Origin of the sequence: Psychrobacter sp. W2-37-MNA-CIBAN-0211, from assembly GCF_040309405.1 — a bacterium.
Lineage (GTDB): Bacteria > Pseudomonadota > Gammaproteobacteria > Pseudomonadales > Moraxellaceae > Psychrobacter > Psychrobacter glaciei.
In genome coordinates, this window is the sequence record NZ_JBEOOU010000001.1 from 355,304 (window position 1) to 379,179 (window position 23,876).

Sequence of the window (23,876 nt, forward strand, 5' to 3'; positions counted from 1 at the left end):
TTATTTTAATAGCAACTGTTTTGCTAGTTGCTATTCTAGCTACTTTGTCACTAAGCCGCTCAGCTCACTCATGAGTACAGATAGCGTTGACAGACTGATTTGAATATCATCATTACTATCGAGCTTGTGCATCTCTGTCGTTATCAATTCGAGCTGGTTTTGATGACGAGATTTCCACTCACTAAATGCTTGTTTTGCATCTGGTTTTGAGAGAACAGCATCCATCAATAGACGCAAGCTGCGTGATAATTCATTCGCTAAGGCATGACGAGCACGGCGATCCCAATAACCTTGTTGCGGTAAGGTCGCGATGTTATCCGTCATCCAATCGAGCTGCAAGACTTGATAGGCTTCAAAGTATAGAGTCGCAATCTCATCGACAGGACGTTCATACTGCTCGGCAAGTAACGCCGCATCTAGCGCATCGACATGGTAAGGCAGCATAGCAAACAAGGTGGCATCACTATCGGACAGATCTTTTTGCATTAGGCTATGAGTGTCTTCTTCTAAGTACTCTGCAAATTGCTGCTCAATGAACCCGCCTGATTTGGTTAATTTCTCAACACTATCTCTGAAGCGGCTGATCATATCAGCAACTTGCAAGTTTTGCCCAAAGGTATTGATGAACCAAACCACACCGCGCTCGAGCGCATCACGTAGACGTAGCTCAAGGTTGAGCAATAATGTCGCATCGACTTTATTGTCTAACGACTCAAGCGTGTTCCAAGCTTTTGATACATTAAAGACATCACGACTAATCGCGTATCCACGGATGATGGTCGCTAGAGATTGGTCTGTTTCTTCATAGAGACGGAACAATGCTTCGATACCCAAACGGTTGACCACACTATTGGTCATATAAGTACTGATAATCTCACGATGCAAGCGATGCTCAGTCATCTCATCAAAGAACCGCGTAGCCAGCTCATCTGGGAAGTACTTGCGCAGCTCATTGATAAAGTACGGGTCATCTGGCAAGTCAGATAGCAACAAGTTGTCGTAAACCCACATTTTGCCATACGCCATGACCACTGCAAGCTCAGGAGGGGTCAAACCCGTATCTGCTTTTTGACGCTTGGCAATCTCTTCGTCTGCTGGCAAGTACTCAATAGCACGGTCAAGACGCCCTTCACCTTCTAGCATCTGGATGAAGCGCTGATGATCGCTTAAGTTAGCAGCGGCACGAATATGGCTTAGCTCAATCGCTTGCGGTTGTAGATAGTTCTGGCGCAGCACCAATTCTGCCACATTATCAGTCATACTTTCTAGCAGCTCATTACGCTGTTTTAAAGTCATATCGCCTTGTTCGACTACTTTGCCGAGTAGGATTTTGATATTGACCTCATGATCTGAGCAGTTCACGCCGCCTGAGTTATCGATGGCATCGGTATAAATGCGCCCACCCGTTTGTGCGTATTCGATACGCCCTTGCTGGGTGAAGCCCAGATTACCCCCTTCTCCAATCACCGCACAGCGCAGCTCATTACCATTGATACGCAGCACATCATTAGCACGGTCACCAACATCGGCATGGCTCTCGCTTTCACTTTTTACATAAGTACCGATACCACCATTCCAAATGAGGTCAACCGGTGATTTCATCAAAGCACTGATGAGATCGTTAGGGGCTAAGTTGTCTTCGCTAATATCGAAGAGGTCTTTCATTTCAGCACTGATAGCGATACTTTTATCTTGACGTGAGAATATACCACCACCTTGACTGATTAATGATTTTTCATAATCAGCCCACGATGAGCGTGGCAGTTCAAACAAGCGCGCGCGCTCGGCATATGAGGCAGCAGTGTCTGGATTAGGGTCAATAAAGACATGCAGATGGTTAAAAGCAGCGACTAGCTTGGTATGGGTTGAGAGCAGCATACCATTACCAAATACATCACCACTCATATCACCGATGCCGACCACAGTGAAGTCGTCACGGTTTTGAATGTCCATGCCGCGCATACGGAAGTGACGTTTAACCGACTCCCAACCACCGCGAGCTGTGATACCCATGGCTTTGTGATCATAACCGACCGAGCCGCCTGAGGCAAAGGCATCATCGAGCCAGAAGTTGTATTCAGCAGACAAAGCGTTGGCAATATCAGAGAAACTTGCCGTGCCTTTATCAGCTGCAACGACTAAGTACGGATCGTCTTCATCATGACGCACCGTATCGGCTGGCGGGACAATTTTTCCATCTACAATATTATCCGTGACATCTAGCATACCGCGTAAGAACGTCTGATAACAGGCGATACCTTCGGCTTGGAACGCTTCGCGTCCATCTGCCATAGATTTGGTCTTGACGATAAAGCCGCCTTTTGAACCGACAGGAACAATAACCGCGTTTTTGACCATTTGCGCTTTGACCAGACCGAGTACTTCGGTACGGAAATCTTCCATACGATCTGACCAACGCAGACCACCACGGGCGACTTTACCACCGCGTAGATGTACGGCTTCAACGCGTGGTGAGTAGACAAATATCTCAAACATTGGCTTAGGTTTGGGCAAGTTTGGAATATCTGCTGCCAAGAACTTAAACGATAGGCGATCTTTACGTACACCCTCACTGTCTCTCTGATAAAAGTTGGTACGCACCATCGCATTGATTAAATCTAAATACCAACGCAAGATACGATCTTCATCCAAGCTATCGACGTCTATCAATGCTGCTTTAATTCTCTCTTGAATCTGCGTGGTTTTTTCTTGGCGCTCATCTTCACTATATTTAGGATTCATGCGTGCATCGAACAAGCTGCTTAATGCCACGCTAATGTCGCTGTTTTTGACCACAGTCTGCTGAATATAAGCACTAGAGAATGGTGCACGGGCTTGCATCATGTAGCGCTGCAAGGCACGGAGCACAACCACATCATGAGTATCTAACTTGGTAATTAATACCAGCTCGTTAAAAGAGTCACTCTCAACACGTCCTGCCCAAATCTGCTTGAGACTCTCTTCAAATTGATTGCGTACCACTTGCATATTGACCGTATCGACATGCTCCAAGGTGAGCTCATACTCTTGCATCCAAATAGGCTTCTCAGGCAAGTCAAACTCATAGGTTTGCGCTGAAATCACCGAGACACCAAAGTTTTCAAGAATGGGCAATACTTTTGACAAGATGACTGGTTGCTCACGACCATAAAGCTTCAGGTGCAACTGATTACTCGCATCACCCGTTGACTGATACAAGTGCCAAATCATTGGCTGAACGTCGGTTAACCCAGCCAGACGCTTGACATCTTCGACGGCGGTACGAGCATCAAAGCGTTCTTGGTAAGCGGCAGGTATATAGTTTAAAAAACGACGATTGAGTGCATTGGCTTGTTGTTCACCCACATTATCGAGTAGCATTTTTTGATAATGATCACCCCATGACTGCATGAGTGCCGATAGCTTTTCTTCTAGAGCTGCCGTATTCACTTCATTAACTTGACCGGGCACGGTGCGTACATGGACATGCACACGGGCGTGGGCAGATTCATTAAACTCAGTGGTAAAGCCAGATGACGTGCCACCGTAAGCATCTTTCAAGACATTTTGTACTTTAATGCGCAATTCAGTGTTGAATTTATCACGGGGAATATAGACCAAGCAGGAAACAAAACGCTGATAATGGTCGATGCGGCTGAATAGACGTAGGCTCTTTTTGTCTTGTAATTGGCTGATGCCAGAGACAATTGGATATAACTCTTCGACGCTGGCTTGAAACAGATCATCACGTGGCAAGGTATTGATGACGTGCATCATCTTATGGTGTGCATGACCATCTCGTGGCAGATACGCCATTGCCATGATTTTATTGGCTTTTTCGCGTAGTAATGGTATTTGCTGAACGGTCAGCTGATAGGCTTGCGACGTTAGCAAACCAATAAATCGATATTCACCGACCAGTTTACCGTTGTCATCAAACTTATGAATGCCCAAAAAGTCCATATATACTGGACGATGCACAGGTGAGACACGGCTTGATTTAGAGAGCATCAGTACGCGCGGCTCAGTCAATAGCTGCTTGAGTACTGTTGGCAATTGGCTAAAGCTTTCTGACAGTTTGTCTTCTTCAGCGCCACGTAGCAGACCAAGCCCACTATTACCAATAGCAAATAAATCCAAGTCTGCATTTTTGGCGTTAGTAGCGTCGCTGTTGACATCCATCATACTACCGCCTTCTAAGCGGTACTCACGATAGCCTAAAAAGATAAAATGATCGTCTAATATCCAATCCAAAAATGCTTGAATCTCTTTCTGGGAATAGAATACTTCTGGCAGTGGTTTTTTTGACAGTTCAGATTGAATAGAAGTCAGTTTTTCTCTCATTTGCTTCCAATCGCCAACGACCGTATCAAGCGTGTCCACTTTTGCTAATAAGAGTTCTTGTAATGCCGCCAACTCTTCGTCGTCTTGATAGGCAATTTCGCAGTGAATCAAAGATAAGTGAGACGTGGCGCTCTCATGCGCGCCTTCAATATGAACGATATTGCCGTCATCATCACGCGCAACACTAATAATGATGTTATACGTGCGATGGACGTCAATACCTTGAGCCTCAAGACTCATTAAGATCGTATCCACTAAGAACGGCCTGTCGTAAGCCACTATCTGTATGACTGTGTGTGAGCTGTGGAAATGCTGCTCTTCTGCCTTTGGATTTAAAATGGCGAGTTGTGGTTTTTTGCCATCATAAGATTTCAGTAGCGTAAAATGATGGAGTGCCATGCCAGCTAAATCAGTATTACTTATCGCCTCTGCTGTTTCCTGATGCAGCGGCTGGTAATAACTATGAATAAAATGATCAAATAGCGATTTGTCATTTTGTACATAGTTGGTGGCAATATCGCTTATCTGGCTTATGTGCTCTTTTGCGATACTTAGAGAGTTTGGCATGTTTGCTGTCCTTGTTATAAGTTTAGTACTTCAATTTTCTCTATCTATTTTCACTCATTAATCAATATCAATGACTAGCAACGTTTGAATATAATGAATCTTACCGATGTCAGATGGTAGTACTCCATTTGTGAGCTACCTTGTTATTATTGGCATCCTCTCCTGGTTTTTATTGCCTAACTTTTATAAGAGCAAACGGCTTGCTAGATTTGATACCGTTAATATGTTGAAGTGTAACGCACCTACGCTCATAGCTAAAGCGTACAACATCATTTCATGAATCAGCAACATGCCGATAACCTTTGCTCATGAGACAATGAGGCCTTAATTGTTGGCGAATACTTGCTGGCAAGTGGATACTCATGGTAATCAAGACACTTTTTTTGTTAGAATATGACCGTATCTCTCAGAGTGTATGACTAACTCATTATTAACTTTAATGCTAAGGGCAAGACGTATGATGAATATTTTGGTGATTGGCTCAGGTGGTCGCGAACACGCGCTAGCATGGCAATGTGCAAAAGACGACAATGTCCAACACGTTTACGTCGTGCCAGGCAATGCTGGTACTGCCCTTGAACCTAAATGCCAAAACGTTATTTTAGAGCCTGCACGCAGTGAGGCGGACGAACACACTGCTGTCATCGAGTTTTGCCAAAATAACGCCATCGATATGGTCATCGTAGGCCCAGAAGCGCCACTAGTCACAGGTATCGTCGACGCCTGCCGTGCTGCTGGCATTAAGGCTTGGGGCCCGACCGCATATTGTGCGCAATTAGAAGGCTCAAAAACCTTTGCCAAAGAATTCATGGCACAGAACAATATTCCAACGGCGGCTTATCAAGGATTTACAGACGCTGATGCTGCCAAAGCCTATATCGATGAGCAAGGCGCGCCTATTGTCATCAAAGCGGATGGTCTAGCTGCCGGTAAAGGCGTCATCGTTGCGGAGACTGTCGAACAAGCACATGATGCAATCGACGATATGCTGGCCGACAATAAGTTTGGCGACGCCGGTAGCCGTGTGGTTATCGAGCAGTTTTTGCAAGGTGAAGAAGCCAGCTTTATTTGTATGGTTGATGGCAAGAATATCCTGCCGATGGCAACCAGCCAAGATCATAAGCGCGCTTTTGAAGGCGACACTGGGCCTAACACTGGTGGTATGGGTGCCTATTCTCCTGCACCAGTCGTTACTCAAGAGGTTCATGACAAGGTAATGGCACAAGTTATTCAGCCCGTGGTTGACGCTATGAATGCCGCCGGTCATCCTTATACTGGATTTTTATATGCTGGTCTCATGATTGACAAGGCAGGCGATCCGTATGTCATCGAATTTAACTGCCGTTTTGGTGATCCAGAGACACAGCCTATTTTAATGCGTTTGCAATCTTCAATGGTAGATTTAGTCGCTCAAGGGCTGGCTGGTCAATTACCAAGTGATGCTCAATGGGATGCGCGCCCTGCCCTTGGTATCGTGGTTGCCTCAAAAGGCTATCCTGAAACTTCTTCAAAAGGTGATGTGATTGCTGGCTTGCCAGAGTTGGATGCCAATAGTGATGGTGCGGTTAAAGTCTTTCACGCAGGCACGGCCTTTTCACATGATAGCAATGCTGATACGGCAAATACGGGTAATAATAAAGAAGTTATTACTAATGGTGGACGAGTATTATGCGTGACGGCATTAGCGGATACTATTTCAGATGCTCAACAAGCCGCATTGGCAGTAACAGGTGCGATCAGCTTTGATGGGGCGCAGTATCGCCGCGATATCGGTCATCATGCGATTACCCGCGAAAAAGCAAAGGCATAGTCCATTATTAACAAGGTTTCTGACGATGTTTGGCAAAATTGAGCCGTTTTAAGACTACTGTTAGCTATTCTAAGACTACTAAAATATATCAATGTGCTAATTAATGACACGCCCTAGTGCTATGCTAGGTCGTGTTTTTTGCTGTATCTTTAAATCGATACAGACTTTTCTTTATGAAGTCGTTTGTAGCAACAACATTGGCTAGCGTGTGTAAACGTTCGAATCTTACTTTAGCTTACAAAGTAACTGCCAGTAGTCAACTAAGGCTTATAAACCGTCTTCTCTTTATATGATACAATTTTGTACCCGTTTGTACCTGCGCGTCGCATCTCTCTTGTATTGTAGGTTTTGAACCCGCAAATCAATACCAACTGGATGAATGATTATATTTATGGCAAATGATACGTCTAAACCTTCTAATAATAAGCAGTCAATTGACAACTTAAAAACCTCAGGGTTTGAGCGTCGTATGTCGATTGCCAAAACCTCTCTAAATATTGGTCGTCGTTGGGCAGGCAATAGCGTGTCTGGTATGTTTTTGAATAAAGAAGCGCGCACGGCACGTAACCAAGCTTTTATGGCAGCGCAGGCAAATTATGTGGCAGAAGAACTGGGCAAACTGAAAGGCTCAGTAGTAAAAATCGGTCAAATGCTGGCCATTTATGGTGAGCATGTATTGCCGCCTGAAATAACACGTGCCTTACAAACGCTTAATGATGATACGGCTACCCTGTCATGGCCAACCATCGAGCATACCTTGCGTCAACTACTGGGTGACAAACTCAGTGAGCTTGATGTAGATACTATCCCGATTGGTACAGCTTCTCTTGCCCAAGTCCATCGAGCCACGGTGTTAGCGACTGGTGAGCAAGTGGTGTTGAAAATTCAATATCCAGGGGTCGCAGACGCCATCAACTCTGATCTTGCCTTATTTAAGCGTTTGCTAAAAGTCAGCAACATTGTCCCGCAAACGCGCTCGCTCGATGCCTGGTTTGAAGAGATACGCGACCTACTCCATCACGAAGTTGATTATGAGGCAGAGGCTGCAACCACTGAGCGTTTTTATGAGCGTTTGATAGATGATCCACGCTATGCTGTGCCCAAAATAAATCGCACTTATTCGAGCAAACGTCTGTTATGTATGTCTTATGAGCCTGGCATTAGCGTTGTTTCTGAAGCGCTACAGCTTTTGCCTCATGAGCGCCGCAATGCCATTGGTCAAGCAGCCATAGAAATTATGATGCAAGAGATTTTTGTTTGGGGCGAGATGCAAACGGACCCAAACTTTGGTAACTACCTCGTCCGTGTCAGCGATAATGAAAACGATATTGATAAGTTAGTATTATTAGATTTTGGGGCTATTCGCCAGTTTGATAATACTCTATTGACGATTGCTCATGGTTTACTAAAAGCTGGTTATCGTCACGATCATCAGGCGATGATCCAAGCCATGACTGGCTATGACTTCTTTGACACGATGAGTGACAAAGTCCGTTCTGATATTGCTTCGTTATTTTTATTGGCAACTGAGCCATTTAGTGATCCCGCGATGAATAGCGACATCCCTACTGAGTGTTTAGATGAACAAAATCGCTATATCTGGGCAAACAGCAAGCTGCATTCACGCCTCTCATCTGCTGCGACACGGGCGATGCAGTCTTTTGAATTTAATCTGCCGCCAAAAGAATTTATGTTTATTAGTCGTAAGTTTATTGGTGCTTATACTCTTTTAACAGTTTTAGACGCCTATACGGACTCTAACAAATTAGTGAAGCCTTATTTATAGTATGAAAACATGCGATTTCTGGACTGTCCTTTAGTGGCAGTCTTTTTTATATATTTATTTTAATTGCTTAGGCTATTTTATATATAACATAACTTATTATCATGAATGATTTTTAATGGTTGCGCTATTTGCTTAGGCTATTTTTTGTCTTTCAAATTACTAGCATGCCAATCATCAAACCTCGTTTTATAGCCCTCTGGCTTACGCATCGTCAGCTCCCAACATGTCTCTCCGCGTGCTAGGTACTTTACCTCAAAGTGCGTACGCTCACTGTCTATTGGCACGTGGTAGCGAGTATTTGGCAAACACCATACCGCAGAGGCTTGTTGTGCTGCATTATCCATATACGCTTCTATATTAGTCGCTAGCACCACTTCTCCGCCTACTTTCAGACGCGATAATAAGAACTCAAAAAATGGCATGTTCAACCATTGCTGATTAGGATTGTGCTGTTCAGGGTTGGGGTATAGTATAAAAATTTTGGCAATACTACGGGGTGCGATCGCATGTACGATCCACGCGATGGCATCAGCATGAATAGCATTTAAGTTAGCTACATTTTGCTGTGTAGCAAGTTTAGCAAAGGCTTCAAACTTATTACGAGTACGTTCAATGGCTATCAGCTGCTTGTCAGGATTCTGTATAGCAAAACTGAGCGCGTGCTTACCCTTCCCTGCCCCAATCTCTAGCATTAACGGTTTTTCATCTTTATTGTCATTAATGATATTTGGAATAATAAAGTCACGCGGTGCTGACAGTTTATGTGGTTGAAAAGCGCGGGTTTTCTGATGGGAAAGCGTTGGTTGTTGCATCATGATAAGATATAGCCCTGTGAACGATAACCTTTAGCAAGGTATCAATTTGATTGTTAAACTATTGGCTCTGCTTAGATTGATTTGGTTTGACATAGATAGACGGGTATTTGCCTTTTGTCATTCTTTAGCCCCATGCTATTATACCGATTCTCTTTCACTGATTGTACTTTTCCTAATAACCATGAGGATGGCCTCACTTATTATGACTGACTCTACTTCAAACACCTCCCCGAAGACCTATCCTTGTCCACGCTGCGGTACCCAGACGGCATGGCAAGACAATAAATATAAACCATTCTGTAGCAGTCGCTGCAAAATTATCGACCTAGGTGCTTGGGCAAACGAAGACTACACGTTGCCTGCGGAAACCACACCTTTCTCTGACGAACTATAACCTACACTTTTATTCAATTATTATACCAAGGATGTTTTACATGTCTGCTACTTACCTGATGCCCACTTATAATCGTCAACCAATCAGCTTTACACGCGGTTCAGGCAGTTGGCTCTATACCAAAGAGGATACGCCATACTTAGATGCCTTAACTGGTATCGCGGTGTGCGGCTTAGGACATTGCCATCCACAAGTGACTGATGCTATTCAGCAGCAAGCAGGTACATTAGTTCATACGAGCAACCTATTCGGTATCGATTGGCAAGAGCGCGCTGGCGAAGTGCTATGTACAGCAGCTCAGATGGACAGCGTGTTTTTTGCTAATAGTGGCGCTGAAGCAAACGAAGCGGCGTTAAAAATGGCGCGTTTATATGCATACAAGCAAGGTTTTAAACGTCCAAAGGTCATTGTAATGGAGCAATCGTTCCATGGCCGTACCTTACTGTCCTTATCAGCAACCGCCAACCCAAAAGCACGTGAAGGTTTTTATACCTTGGACGATGACTTTATCCGTGTGCCCTTTGGCGATATTGCAGCGGTTAAGCAAGCCGCGCAAGCTCATGATGACATTTGCGCCATCTTTGTAGAGCCTATCCAAGGCGAGGGTGGACTCAATACTGCCCCCAATGGCTTTACTTATTTAGAAGAGCTGCAAGCAGAATGTGATGCTCATAACTGGCTATTTATGCTGGATGAAGTGCAAACCGGTAATGGTCGCACCGGTAAATATTTTGCTTATCAACATAGTAATGCTCGTCCTGATGTATTGACGACAGCCAAAGGTCTAGGTAATGGATTTCCAGTCGGCGCTTGTATGGTACGCGGTCGCGCTAACGGCTTGTTCGGTGCTGGTAGCCATGGCTCTACTTATGGTGGCACGCCATTAGCCAGCCGCGTGGTTCATAGCGTCTACGAAGTATTAGCGAACAGCAATATCATGGAAAACGCAGTGACTGAAGGCTTATTCATCAGAGAAAGTATAGTCGATACATTGGGACAATATGGCGTTAGCAGTCGCGGCGCTGGTATGATGATTGGTATCGCGCTACCTGAAGAGTTGGATTGTAGCAAGCTGGTGGATCGTGCACGTGATGAGCAAAATCTGATTATCAATGTAACCGGTGGCCATGTGGTACGCTTACTGCCACCGCTTAACATCAGCCGTGACGAAAGCACACAAGTGGCTGATCGTTTGATTGATTTATTAAAGCCGTCGTTTTAGCCCAAAGGTTTAAAGAAAAAAACCTATTTACAGTTAAAAAGAAGCCTATAGATAATCGCTATCTATAGGCTTCTTTTGCTTACTACTGATCAAGTTTTATGGGTATAGTCATTCCACTATAAAAGTATTACTGCGTTAACCTCGCTTGAAGTATTTAATATACGTCTACACTCGGTTGCCTTGTACTACTTTTAAATTGAATCGACTATATATAAATACATTAAAAGTTAATTTGCATGGAAGTATTTTTTCAGCACTTCTAGACAACGCGTGATTTTAGCCGGCTGCTGATCGCGATTTAAAGTAACCGCATATAGCACAAAGCTCGGTAACTGATAGCCGGTCAACACTTCGACCAATTCACCACTTTCAAGCTCTTTTCTAATGTCCATTTCCATCATTCTAACCAAACCGTGGCCTTCTTTTGCTAAAGTTGTGGCCATAAACACATTATTGGTATAAATCCGTGAATTCAGTTTTATGCGCGATTTTTTACCAGTTTCGGTCTGAATCATATCAATCTGATTGGCATCTTTCATAATTTCAATACAAATCAGCTGATGTTCAGCCAAATCTTTAGGGGTTTTAAGTTTTACGTGTTGGCGTAGATACTGTGGTGAGGCGACAAGCATCTGGCGAACATCCGTTAAAGGATGGCTACTCAAACTAGAATCATTGATCGTTGGGCTCATACGAATCGCGATATCGATACGCTCATCAATCATATCGATATAATGATTGTCTGCTAAATAAGTAACACTCAAGTCATCATGTGCCGCCATCCAAGTCGATAACGCCGGTAAAATATGATTGACTCCAAGCTCAGGTGTTGTAGCTACGCGCAAGCTACCTGCGAGCTCATCACGTAACTGATTGACTTTAATTCTACCTTGCTCAGCCGCACTGACCACGTCCTTTGCCGCTTCGTAAAAACTCTCACCCGCTTCCGTTAAACTGAGCTTACGAGTAGAGCGATGCAATAGTACGACACCTAAGTCATTTTCTAACGAGCGAATTTGCTGACTGACTGCACTGGTAGTAATACCAAGCTCACGAGCTGAGCCACTAAACGAGCCATGTCCAACCACACTGGCGAACACAGCCATACCGCGTAAATTATCCAACATATTCTCACCTAAGCTGCGTTTTAATTTTTAGTATAACTTAACCATTATAAAGGATTTTAGTTTACCTTACAGCGATTAAATATACTGCTGTTGTTTGAATTAAGTTTATTTCATAAGTAATAAAAGCAAAAATATCAAGGCGATAGTATAACATCGACTTGATATTTTTTATGATATATTATATCTATTAACTACATAGACTATTAAATAATATTAATAATCGTTTTTCTGACTGTTTAATATAACTGAACTTTGCCCATTTTTCCTTCGCCGTGCTCGGTCAGATATTTCATCACCGGTGTATTCATCAATTTTGATTCTGCTACCGTCTTTGCTTGCACCAAACGCTTTTGTTGACGACGCTCAGGTGTCTTGTCATCTGCTTGCATGACGCTACCATCGATTTGCAGACCAATATCTGCCTGCGTGAACTGCTGTTGCAGTTTTTCTGCCAGTTGCTGAAAAGTCACCTGCAAGTGCTTACTATCAATGCTGGTAACAAAGGTCGATTTGCCATTACATAGACCCGTCATCATACCTTGACGAGCAAGTGCCAATTCATCTTGTGCCAAAATCTCGGCTTCACGAGCGGTTTGTAGCCAATAATCCCATTTCTCTGGTGTCCACTCGCCTCTCAATTCTTGCGGTGCGCAGCGTAACAACGTGCGTGGATCATCAGATTCAGACAGTAATTGAGAATCATTTGCGTCAGGCTCAACAACGGGTTCAGGCTCAACAACGGGTTCAGGCTCAACAACGGGTTCAGGCTCAACAACGGGTTCAGGCTCATGAGCTGGATTAATACTTAACGCATTCTCATCCAAACTAGCGTTTGGCTGCTCAATACCGGCTTGCTCTTGATAGTCGATATCATAAGGCTGTAACAGCGGTATCGAAGCTGAATGGGTAATGGCTGCCTGCGTAGAAGTCGTATTTTCTATAGCTGGTACTTCAGATGACACAGAGCCATCATAAATAGGGCTTAGTACTTCATCGACTGGCAACGGACGAAAGGCTAGCAAACGTAAAATGCACATCTCCAGCGCTTGCATCGGGGTACTGGCAAGCTTAACACCTTCACGCGCTTGCACGACAATTTCATAATACAGTTGCAGGACGTCTGGGCTCATATGCTGCGCAAGCGTATTAATGTCTTGGGCTTGCGCCTCATTCACATTGAGAGCCACTTCAGGAAGCAGCTGGGTCAACGCCAATTGATGTAATAGCTCAGCCAGCCCATCAAACATACTCGTCGCATCAACCATTTGCGCGCGCATTTGCTCAATATGTGCAGCGACGGCAGACTTATCGTGATTATAGATATCGGTAATTAAACTGACCAAATCAGCCGCATCAATGAGACCAAGCATGGCATTGACAGTGACATCATCCAGCGCACCTTGACCGAAAGCAATGGCTTGATCGGTCAAGGATAAAGCATCACGTACCGAGCCTTTTGCCGCACTGGCCAATTGCCAAAGTGCTGGCTGAGTATAACCTACCTGCTCTTGGGTAAGGACATTTGCCAGATGCTCACTCAGCAAGGTTTGCGGCAACGGACGCAGCACAAACTGCAAACAGCGCGAGATAATAGTAATCGGCAATTTTTGTGGATCGGTCGTCGCTAGCAAAAACTTTACATGCTCAGGCGGTTCTTCCAACGTTTTCAGCAATGCATTAAAACTGTGCGTAGACAGCATATGCACTTCATCAATTAGATAGACCTTGTAACGTCCTTGGCTTGGCGCATAAGGCACGTTATCTAACAGCTCGCGAGTGTCTTCCACTTTGGTACGAGAGGCCGCATCAATTTCAATCAGATCAATAAAACGACCTTGATCGATGGCGACGCAATTATCACACACACCACAAGGCGTACTGGTCACCCCAGTATCACAATTCAGACATTTAGATAAAATACGCGCAATCGTCGTCTTGCCCACACCGCGCGTACCTGTAAAAAGGTAAGCATGATGCAGACGATTATAATCAATGGCATTAATCAGTGCTTGCGAGACGTGCGTTTGCCCAATCAATTCATGAAAGTTCTTGGGACGGTATTTGCGAGCTAAAACTTGATATTGCTGCGTCATAGTAACTGCCAATGTGAAAAGTACAAATGTAGGTGAAGCATCAGATCAGCGATCTACAATATAATGAGTCTATGACTGCGATCTTAGCTCAGCCAATTGCTCGTATAAGCGCTGTGTGTTTGCGTCGATAGCCGAGCCATTTTGATGAAACACGTCAACATGCACCTCAGTATTGACGCTGTCTTCACAAGGTCTAACCTCTACGCCAATTAAGAACAAATGGTCCATCACCGGCTGCTGCATTTGTGAGTTAAGCTCGAACAATAAATCCTGATGCGAGGCACGAACCTTGTCTGCACTTAATGTGCTATTTTCATCTTGTGCATAAAACACCATGAAATAATGGCGACCAAATACATGATAAGAATGCTCATGACGAACATAACCATTCCAGCTTGAATCTTTATCAATCGTTCTATGCGCCAATATTTTTTCTATTAAACACGCATAGGTATACATCGACTCATCGACCAACACATCGACCTGCTCTTTTGGCAGTGGTGTTCCCGCCTCATAATACTGCTGAATCAAGCTATTAAATAGCTTGTACCACATGCGAGTATTCTTTTGAATATCGAGCATCAGCGCATTGGCAAAAGTTACTTGGTCGGGTTCTGCTGCTGTGAGCAAGCGCGGTTCCACTTGGTCTATTAACTGATGAGCGACCAACTGCTCTTGCACCTCAATGGCTCTTTGGTGAAAATCAGGCGACTGTAAAAATTGGGCGAGCAACGTTGATTCGTCTTGAAACGTCTCAAAGCCAGTAAGCTTGCGGCGATGAAAGTCCAAATAAGCACTAAGATCACTCGGGGTCACCAACTGATTGAGAATGTCGACAAAGTTTTGATGACTAAATACTTGTAAGACACTCTCCTCATCGTCCAAGTCCAGCACACAGTCTTCGGCAAAGAACTGACTGCCATACTCGTAATTGACTGTATAGGGTTGTGACTCTGAGTTATCATTTTTATGCTTAATAGCAAGTGACGTCAGACCAATAAAATAAATCGCCTTGTTCGATGCCGACGCGTTTGCGTCAGCCAGTGCCTCGTCATTTTTTAGATAAAGTTGCGCATGACGCTTGATCAATTGATTAACCACTTCTTTTCGCCACTCACGAACCTGCGTACTGTCAACCTCTTGCTGATTGGCCTGCATCACCACATCATTGACGATAAGGTAAACCGTCGCACCAGAAAACTCAAAAACAAAGTCATAACCCTGCAATAGATGCTGGGAATGGTTACTGTCTTCTTCTGATACATCGTACAAAGATAAGAAGCTTTGCTGAATCATCTGCTGCCAAACTGAGAGCGGTAGGTGCTGAGTGTCCATAATATCCCTATAAATGAGTGCTCATAAACAACTGAGCGTCTGCCATCAACGCTGCAAAACTCGCTCTATACTCAGTTCAGTAACAGCGTCACAGTCGGTTAAATATAATTTAGGCACAAGGAAGGCGAGTGAAAATACTACAAGTAGTAAACTAAGCGAGCCTGACATCGTACCTAATTTATATAGGATTGACTATATTTCATAATAAGTAGACGCTAGTCTAGTTGTCAAGCTTACGACGCATATGCGGGAACAAAATCACATCACGAATGCTCGCTGAATCAGTGAGTAGCATGACTAAGCGATCAATACCTATACCCTCACCTGCTGTCGGTGGCAAACCATAAGACAATGCTTCGATATATTCTTCGTCAAAATGCATGGCTTCATCATCGCCCGCGTCTTTTTCAGCGACTTGACCACGGAAGCGTTCCGCCTGATCTGCTGGGTCATTTAGCTCACTAAAGCCATTGGCCAATTCACGACCACCAACGAATAATTCAAAGCGATCGGTAATCTCAGGATTGTCGTCACTACGGCGCGCGAGTGGTGAAGTTTCTGCAGGATATTCAGTGATAAAGGTTGGCTGGCGTAATTGATGCTCAGCGGTTTCTTCAAAGATAATCGTTTGCAGTTTACCCACACCAAAGCCATCTTTTACTTGCTGCTTGAGCGTAGTAGATGCGTACTCTGCTAGATACTCACGGTCATTGATATGTGCCATGTCGAAGTTTTCGGCATATTTGGCAATCGCATCAGACATCGATAAACGAGCAAACGGCGCTTTTAGGCTGATGGCTTCTTCTTGATAAGTAATCTCAGTCGTATCCAAGATATCCATCGCCAATTCATTAAATAAGCGCTCGGTCAAATCCATCAAGTCATGGTAATCCGCATACGCTTGATAAAACTCAATCATCGTAAATTCAGGATTGTGACGGGTTGAGACGCCTTCATTACGGAAGCTACGGTTAATCTCGAATACTTTTTCAAAACCGCCAACCACCAAACGCTTCAAATAAAGCTCAGGCGCGATACGTAAATAAAGCGGCATGTCTAAAGCGTTATGATGCGTCACAAATGGACGTGCAACTGCACCACCTGGAATCGGATGCATCATTGGCGTTTCAACTTCCATGAAGCGCTCATTCAGCATGAATTTACGAATACCGCTGACGACCTGACTGCGAATCATGAACGTATCACGAGTTGTCTCATTGGTCATCAAATCAAGATGACGATTGCGATAGCGGGCTTCCACATCTGCCAAACCATGGAATTTATTTGGCATTGGACGTAATGATTTGGTTAGCAAACTGATCTCTTCGATATGCACGTATAAATCGCCTTTACCTGAGCGACCGATATAGCCTGATACACCTACGATGTCACCCAAATCTAGCGACTTGATGCTCGCACGCGTCTCATCATCGAGCTCTTTACGCGCGACATATAGCTGAATACGGCCACTCATATCTTGGATGACAATAAACGAGCCACGGTTGAGCATGACTCGACCTGCCACATTGACCTGTGTTTTTTCGCCATTCGCCGCTTTTTCTTCAATTTCTTGCTTTGAGACGCCGTCAAAGGCTGCTTGCAAATCTTGTGCATAATCGGTGCGTTTGAACGTATTTGGATAAGGCTGCTTGCCTGAAGCAGTGATATCGTCTAGCTTGGCTTGTAGCTGAGCAATTAGCTCGTTAGCGTCTTCTGGGGCTTGCTCTTGATTCTGATTGTTGTGCTTTGACATAACACTCTCAATATTATTAGGTAATTAAATGGATAAACGAAAACAGAAAAATTAAATCAAGGTTTAGGACGTATTGAACTCTCAACACACCCTACTATTATAAACAGACATCACGATAAAAATCGCACATCAATAATCTATACAGAATAAGCTATTAGTCACCACCGCCGATACTCGCCATCAAATCAGCTTGATGCTCACGTAGTAGTGAGTCAAGAATCTCATCCAAGTCGCCTTCCATAATAGAGTCGAGCTTGTATAAGGTCAGGTTGATACGATGATCGGTCATACGCCCTTGCGGGAAATTATAGGTGCGAATACGCTCACTGCGATCGCCACTACCGATTAAGTCGCGGCGCATCGAATCAGCAACATCGACTTGTGCTTGTACCTTAACCTGCTGAATACGTGAAATGAGCATTTTCATCGCTTGTGCGCGGTTTTTGTGCTGGCTACGCTCTTGCTGACACTCTGCGACTGTGCCCGTTGGAATGTGTGTCAAACGTACAGCTGAGTCGGTGGTGTTAACGTGCTGACCACCAGCCCCGCTTGAACGGAACGTATCAAAACGGATATCAGCTGGGTTGAGCTCGACGGTATCATCAATCTCAACTTCAGGCATGACTGCAACGGTACAAGCTGAGGTGTGCACACGGCCTTGGCTTTCGGTTTCAGGGACACGCTGGACACGGTGTACGCCAGACTCAAACTTTAGGCGACCATAGACGCTGTTGCCTGATACGCGAGTGATGATTTCTTTATACCCGCCATGCTCACCTTCGCTTGCAGAAAGCACGTCCAATGTCCAGCCTTGGCTCTGCGCGTATTTTTGGTACATTCGGAACAAGTCACCAGAGAAAATCGCTGCCTCATCGCCGCCAGTCCCTGCACGAATCTCCAAAAATGCTGGCACTTTATCATTAGGATCTTTTGGTAGCATCATAAGATTAAGCGCTTCTTCCATCTTTATGATGGTATCACGAGCATTATCAATCTCGTCTTGCATCATCTCTTTCATGTCAGGATCTGTCGCATCAGCCAGCATAGCTTCTGCATCGGCCTGATCCGTTTCTGCACCCACGTAGTTTTGCCATAAAGTAGTGATATCCATCAAATCGCTGTGCTCGACAGACAATTCACGGAATTTATTATTATCACTAATGACACTAGGATCTGATAACAAGGCGGTGACCTCTTCATAACGGTCTACCATCTGGTCTAAACGCAGGCGTAAGGATTCTTTCATAAAAGGACTTTTAATTGGATGATAAGAGTAAGAGCGTGATTATAGCAAATTTTTCACCGTAAATTAAAACCTCTGAGTAATCTTGCTGCTATTCTAAGTAATTTTGCCATTCTATTGGCAGACATTCCTATCGCTGCTGAAATACCACCCTGTTTTCTCATCAGTCAGTGTTTATAAAATGAGATGCTAAAAACATAGACATAAAAAAATAGCCAAGAAGGATCTTGGCTATTTTCATCGTTAAAAAAGATCTAGAATGAAACGCTACACTTTACGAACCAATACTGAGCCAATCGAATAACCTGCGCCGAATGAACAAATCACGCCCAAATCACCTGATGCTAACTCATCTTTATAGCGATGGAACACAATCATCGGGCTGGCTGAGCTGGTATTGGCAAATTCAGCAATGACGCTTGGGACAATCGCTTTGTCTGCTTCTTTACCGATGACTGTACGTAGAATTAAATCTAACATATTGGCATTGGCTTGGTGTAACCACATCATTTTCACATCACTGGCTTGTAATTCGTTCTCAGTCAAATGCTCAGTGATGATCTCTGACACTTTTGGACAGACTTCACGGAATACTTTGCGGCCATTTTGTAAAAACAACTTATCCGTGACCGGCTCTTTGATATCCGGATACATCTCAGTCTGTGCCGCTAAAAACTCTGAGCGATCCATAAAGCCGTATTCGTTTTTTATGTTAGTCGAAAACTGAGTAAATAGCTTAGAGTTAAGAATCTCATAACCTTTTGGCGTATCGAGATCTTCAACGATAGACGCTGTCGCCACATCACCAAAGATGAAGTGGCTATCACGGTTACGCCAGTTTAGATGCGCCGAGGTAATCTCTACGTTGACCACAGCGATGCGCTTGGCCAAACCAGAGACGATAGAGCCGTGCGCTTGTGATAGACCAAAAGTCGCGGCACTACAAGCGACGTTCATATCATAAGCAAAGCCGCCAATCATACCGATTTCATTTTGAATTTCGATGGCAACCGCAGGATAAGTGCGCTGGAAGTTTGAGCAAGCAAGGATAATACCATCCAAGTCATTGGCCTCAAGTCCAGCATCTGCCAAAGCATCTCTAAGCGCTGCGGCACCCATTTCTGCCATGATAGACAGCTCTTCGCCTAGATTGCGATAAGGAATCACGGGAGCCATAATTTCAGGATCTAAAATGCCGTCTTTTTCCATCACATAACGTGATTTGATACCCGATACTTTTTCGATAAAAGCGGCTGAAGAAGGCTCAAGTGCGGTCACAGTCTCTGCTGCTATCTCATCAGCATGCTGTGCATTATAATTTTCAACATACTGGTTAAATGACTCTACTAACTCTTCGTTGCTGATGCTATAAGGTGGGATATATAGGCCCGTGCCCGTGATACAAGTCGTCATGATAAGCTTCCTTGTCTACTACTGTGGTGCTTGGAATAAGCATAAAAGTGGAAAAATAATAGCCATTCAATTTGAGTGAATAACTGTAAACTTAAAATCAGTGCCTTTATTATGCCTGAATATTATAATTTTTCTAATACTTTGTTACAAATAATCTGTTTCTCGCCATAAATAAGCAAAGACTCAGTTCATTTTACGGTAGCTACGTTATAATTGGCGCTGTTTTACTCTGTACTATTCATCGAACTATATTATTTAGCAAAAATATCAATACACGCTCATATTTAGGAAAGCTAATGGCAGAACTTCTCAATTGGTTATTTGGTCAATACGCTGACTACTCTACGATATTCATTGTCCTTGAACTGATTGCCGTCGTCTTTGGCGTGGCAAGTGTCTTACTTGCCAGCAAAACCAATATTCTGGTCTTTCCTATTGGCTTGGTCAGCACTGCTATATTTGTCTATTTACTGTGGAAGTGGCAGCTGTTTGGCGATATGTTTATCAATGCTTACTATACCGTGATGAGCCTATACGGCTGGATTAATTGGTCAAAGAATAAGAAGGCTCAATCTGTTGAGCATAAGCAGTCAAACGATGCTAATAATGTCCGTATCGAGCATCTGCATGCAGGCGACATACCTATATTGTCTGCTTTGGCAGCAGGAACGATGGGGTTTGTAGCACTGATTTATTATTTCCGTCCAGTCATCAATAACGGTTTTAGCTTCGATGGTGCAGTACTTGGACTGCATTTATTTACGTGGGTTGACTACACTGATATGTTCACTACCGCCTTGTTCCTTATGGCGATGTGGCTCATGGCACGGCGCAAGATTGAGCATTGGATACTATGGATCATTGCCGATGCGATATCGGTACCGCTATACTTTTATAAAGGTTTTACGTTTACCGCGCTACAATATATAGTCTTCACTCTCATCGCAATCTGGGCATATTATGAATGGCAACGACGCTATCGTACACAACATCGCGCACAACCTCATACAGCATACGCCTAAATCTGTCATAAATGTCGCTATTTTAGGCGCAGAAAGTACGGGCAAGACGACTTTATGTCGGGATTTGGCAGCACATTTTGATAGCCCTTGGGTATCAGAATATATGCGCATCTACTTACAAGCAAAATGGGATGACGAGCAACTGACTTGCACGTGGGATGACCTGCTACCTATCGCACAAGGTCAGATTACGTTAGAAAATAAATTGGCCAAACAAGTCGCTCAGACGTTTGATGCTAGCCATTATTTGTTTTGTGATACCAGTCTGTTTGAGCTAATGGTTTATTCTCACTGGTATTATGGCGACTGTCCTATCGCCCTTGAGCGAGCGGCATTGGCACATCATTATGATTTGATATTATTGACTGACGTTGATACGCCATGGGTGGCTGATGACTTGCGGGATAGTCCGCATCAACGTGACGAGATAAGCGCCTATTTCGCCAGCCAACTAAATAAGCACCAAAGACCATTCCAGCGCATTGGTGGCGATAGAAAGGAGCGAGTACAACAAATACTCGAATGGCTTTCTTAAATCCATCCTATACCACGTTATAAGTAAATGACCTACAACCTTTAAAAATATCAAGAGATGTCTATGCTAAAAAACATTGAACGCTACTTAGAAAAAACCATCTTTAACAGCCGCTGGATACTAGCGCCTTTTTATCTAGGGCTGGTCTTAGGGATTATCTTATTATTTATAAAATTCATTCAAAAAACAGTCATGATGTTTAATACTGTATTTAGCGCCTCGGTATCAGATGTCATTGTCAATATATTAGTGCTAGTCGACCTCTCGTTAGTAGCCAGTTTGTTATTAATCATCATATTCAGTGGCTATGAAATATTTGTCTCAAAAATTGACACTGGTGATCACGTTGATCGACCTAACTGGATGGGCAAAGTAGATTTTTCTGGGCTTAAATTAAAAGTCATCGGTGCCATCGTTGCGATTTCTGCCATTGATCTTTTAAAATCCTTTATGGATATTCCTAATGAATTGAGTGAGGGTGAAGCAGACAAACTCATGTGGAAGGTCATTATTCACATGACATTCGTTTTATCTGGCCTGCTATTTGCGATTATGGACAAAGTGGTTGGCGATACCAAAAAGCACTGATTTTTATTATTCCACACACTCTCCATTGTTCTTACATATTTTTTCTTTATCACTCCTTTATGATTTTCTTTGAACCTATTGACTGTTATATGGACAGTTTTGGAATAAAGAATCATATGAGGAGCTTTCATGCAAAAAACACTATTTACCAAATTATCTATCATCGCTGGGCTATGCATTATTTTCGCCATCGGTCTCAATATGATTGGCTCGGTGATTTACGAACGACAAAATTATGCTGCGTCGGTGATCAAAGAAATCGCCCAGCAGCATATCAATCCGCAGGAAGTCATTACACCATTTATTGCCATTCCAACTACTGTCACGCCTGAATGTCAGATTACAGCGCCTGGCACAACCAGTAAATGTGCACCGTCCTACTCAAAAATTGAAACTATTTTCGCAAATCAAACCCAAGCAACACAAGATCTTGAGGTAAGCACTGATACCTATAAGCGCGGCATCTATCATGCGACCAGTTATGATGGGGCGTTGACATTTGACCAACGTTACACTTTTGATAAAGCCATCAGCCGCTTATATGAAGCGACGAGCACGGCTAGTGGAGAGCAAGGCTCCGTCAATACACCTACCAGTAATAATAAAACGAAACTCAGAGAAACCATCATTCACTGGAATGACGCAAAATTGATTATTCCAGTATCAGATCTGCGCGGCATCGCGACTCTACCAATGGTGACCATTGAGCAAAAACCGATAAAAGCGACTTACCCGCAGACACCGTTACTGAAAAATCTGACCTATGTAGAAGTCGCTATTCCGCAAAACATATTGCAGCGTGCCACGAAAAACATGGCTAGCCAGCAGAATAAAAGCAGTCTCATTGCCACAAGCACCAATAGCGAGGCATTAGCCAGTACAGACATAGCCAGTCAGTCGTCCGATATTAAAGGCACTCAAGCGACTGACATTATGATTGACTTGCCATTAGCGGGTATCAGCAATTTAAATACGGTGCCGACTGGACAAAACTTTACCTTAACGATGCGCAGTAATTGGCATGCGCCCAATTTCATTGGCAAGGCGCTCCCTAATGCCAAGAAATTTACTGCTAACGGTTTTGAAGCCAGTTGGCAAAATCAGTATCTAACGATCGCCAACAATCAAGATTTATCGCAGTGTCTTAGCATGGCTAACAACCGATGTGTCGTCATCAGTAAAGCCATTCTCGATACCAGCAGCCAGTCAATGACTCCTGATGATGCGATTACAGCAATAGAAGGTATTGTCACAGAAGAAGGCACTACCATGACTGACAGCCACCAAAATGTGCGCCTGAACAGCTTTGGTGTGAGTTTTGCTGAGCCCAATGACGTATATTTACAGACCGAACGAGCGATGAAATACGCCTTATTATTAATCTTGGTCTCATTCGGCACTTTTTTCTTATTTGAAGTGATTAAATCCAGCCGCATCCACCCTATTCAGTACCTGCTGGTCGGTTGTGCGCTGTTTGTTTTTTATGTTTTATTATTACCACTTGCTGAGCAAATCGTCTTTTGGAAGGCTTATGCCATTGCTGCCAGCGCCTGTGTTGGACTTATTGGTTGGTATACTTATTATGTACTGGGCGGCGTCAAGCGAGCGGCGATTTTTACTGCCACACTGGCAGGATTGTATGCCTCATTTTTCGGCATCTTAACCACTGAAGATATGAATTTATTGCTTGGTGCTGTTTTCTGTTTTGTACTACTCGCTTGCGTGATGGTCATGACCCGTAAAATTGACTGGTATAAAATTGCCTAACTTAGTTAGAGCATGCCAAAAACGTTCAGTCTAGGGCGGTCTTACGTTGGTATTACTCGCTAAACCTACCAACATAAGACTGC

The 23,876-nt window shown here is 43.8% G+C and carries 16 protein-coding genes; 8 read left to right on the forward strand and 8 right to left on the reverse strand.

Annotated elements, in window-relative coordinates:
* Positions 1-39: 39 nt before the first annotated feature.
* Positions 40-4,890, reverse strand: coding sequence for an NAD-glutamate dehydrogenase (locus AAEY72_RS01515; RefSeq protein ID WP_352309192.1), 4,851 nt, complete (start codon positions 4,888-4,890; stop codon positions 40-42).
* 460 nt (positions 4,891-5,350) lie between these two features.
* On the opposite strand from AAEY72_RS01515, the gene purD reads away from it, so the two are divergent.
* Positions 5,351-6,700, forward strand: coding sequence for a phosphoribosylamine--glycine ligase (gene purD / locus AAEY72_RS01520; protein ID WP_352309374.1), 1,350 nt, complete (start codon positions 5,351-5,353; stop codon positions 6,698-6,700).
* A 391-nt stretch (positions 6,701-7,091) separates the two neighbouring features.
* Positions 7,092-8,486, forward strand: coding sequence for an ABC1 kinase family protein (locus AAEY72_RS01525; RefSeq protein WP_352309193.1), 1,395 nt, complete (start codon positions 7,092-7,094; stop codon positions 8,484-8,486).
* 137 nt (positions 8,487-8,623) lie between these two features.
* Here AAEY72_RS01525 and trmB read toward each other — a convergent pair whose 3' ends face one another.
* On the reverse strand, positions 8,624-9,301 hold the full coding sequence (gene trmB / locus AAEY72_RS01530; protein ID WP_352309194.1) for a tRNA (guanine(46)-N(7))-methyltransferase TrmB: 678 nt from the start codon (positions 9,299-9,301) through the stop codon (positions 8,624-8,626).
* 202 nt (positions 9,302-9,503) lie between these two features.
* Between trmB and AAEY72_RS01535 the strand changes: the two genes are divergently transcribed.
* On the forward strand, positions 9,504-9,695 hold the full coding sequence (locus AAEY72_RS01535; RefSeq protein ID WP_010198061.1) for a DNA gyrase inhibitor YacG: 192 nt from the start codon (positions 9,504-9,506) through the stop codon (positions 9,693-9,695).
* A gap of 40 nt (positions 9,696-9,735) precedes the next feature.
* Positions 9,736-10,917, forward strand: a complete 1,182-nt coding sequence (locus AAEY72_RS01540; protein ID WP_194618556.1) for an aspartate aminotransferase family protein — start codon at positions 9,736-9,738, stop codon at positions 10,915-10,917.
* A gap of 227 nt (positions 10,918-11,144) precedes the next feature.
* Here AAEY72_RS01540 and AAEY72_RS01545 read toward each other — a convergent pair whose 3' ends face one another.
* From AAEY72_RS01545 to AAEY72_RS01570, 6 genes are all read right to left on the reverse strand, one after another.
* Positions 11,145-12,044 carry a LysR family transcriptional regulator gene (locus tag AAEY72_RS01545; RefSeq protein WP_010198065.1) on the reverse strand — a complete coding sequence of 300 codons (900 nt, stop codon included), beginning with the start codon at positions 12,042-12,044 and terminating at the stop codon, positions 11,145-11,147.
* A gap of 236 nt (positions 12,045-12,280) precedes the next feature.
* Positions 12,281-14,137 (reverse strand): DNA polymerase III subunit gamma/tau, encoded by a 1,857-nt coding sequence (gene dnaX, locus AAEY72_RS01550; RefSeq protein WP_352309196.1) that lies wholly within the window; start codon positions 14,135-14,137, stop codon positions 12,281-12,283.
* A 69-nt stretch (positions 14,138-14,206) separates the two neighbouring features.
* Positions 14,207-15,472, reverse strand: coding sequence for a hypothetical protein (locus AAEY72_RS01555; RefSeq protein ID WP_352309197.1), 1,266 nt, complete (start codon positions 15,470-15,472; stop codon positions 14,207-14,209).
* Between the two features lie 220 nt (positions 15,473-15,692).
* The gene (gene lysS, locus AAEY72_RS01560) at positions 15,693-17,225 is read right to left on the reverse strand and encodes a lysine--tRNA ligase (protein ID WP_189581895.1); all 1,533 of its coding nucleotides are present in this window, start codon (positions 17,223-17,225) and stop codon (positions 15,693-15,695) included.
* A 154-nt stretch (positions 17,226-17,379) separates the two neighbouring features.
* The gene (prfA, locus tag AAEY72_RS01565) at positions 17,380-18,471 is read right to left on the reverse strand and encodes a peptide chain release factor 1 (protein ID WP_010198072.1); all 1,092 of its coding nucleotides are present in this window, start codon (positions 18,469-18,471) and stop codon (positions 17,380-17,382) included.
* A 264-nt stretch (positions 18,472-18,735) separates the two neighbouring features.
* Positions 18,736-19,881 (reverse strand): beta-ketoacyl-ACP synthase III, encoded by a 1,146-nt coding sequence (locus AAEY72_RS01570; RefSeq protein ID WP_189581890.1) that lies wholly within the window; start codon positions 19,879-19,881, stop codon positions 18,736-18,738.
* Positions 19,882-20,177: 296 nt separating this feature from the next.
* Between AAEY72_RS01570 and pnuC the strand changes: the two genes are divergently transcribed.
* From pnuC to creD, 4 genes are all read left to right on the forward strand, one after another.
* Positions 20,178-20,903, forward strand: coding sequence for a nicotinamide riboside transporter PnuC (pnuC, locus tag AAEY72_RS01575; RefSeq protein WP_352309198.1), 726 nt, complete (start codon positions 20,178-20,180; stop codon positions 20,901-20,903).
* Positions 20,842-21,438, forward strand: coding sequence for an AAA family ATPase (locus AAEY72_RS01580; RefSeq protein WP_352309199.1), 597 nt, complete (start codon positions 20,842-20,844; stop codon positions 21,436-21,438). The genes pnuC and AAEY72_RS01580 overlap by 62 nt, the downstream gene beginning before the upstream one ends.
* Positions 21,439-21,501: 63 nt before the next feature.
* On the forward strand, positions 21,502-22,026 hold the full coding sequence (locus AAEY72_RS01585) for a TIGR00645 family protein (protein WP_194618567.1): 525 nt from the start codon (positions 21,502-21,504) through the stop codon (positions 22,024-22,026).
* Between the two features lie 129 nt (positions 22,027-22,155).
* Positions 22,156-23,793, forward strand: coding sequence for a cell envelope integrity protein CreD (gene creD, locus AAEY72_RS01590; protein WP_352309201.1), 1,638 nt, complete (start codon positions 22,156-22,158; stop codon positions 23,791-23,793).
* Positions 23,794-23,876: the final 83 nt, after the last annotated feature.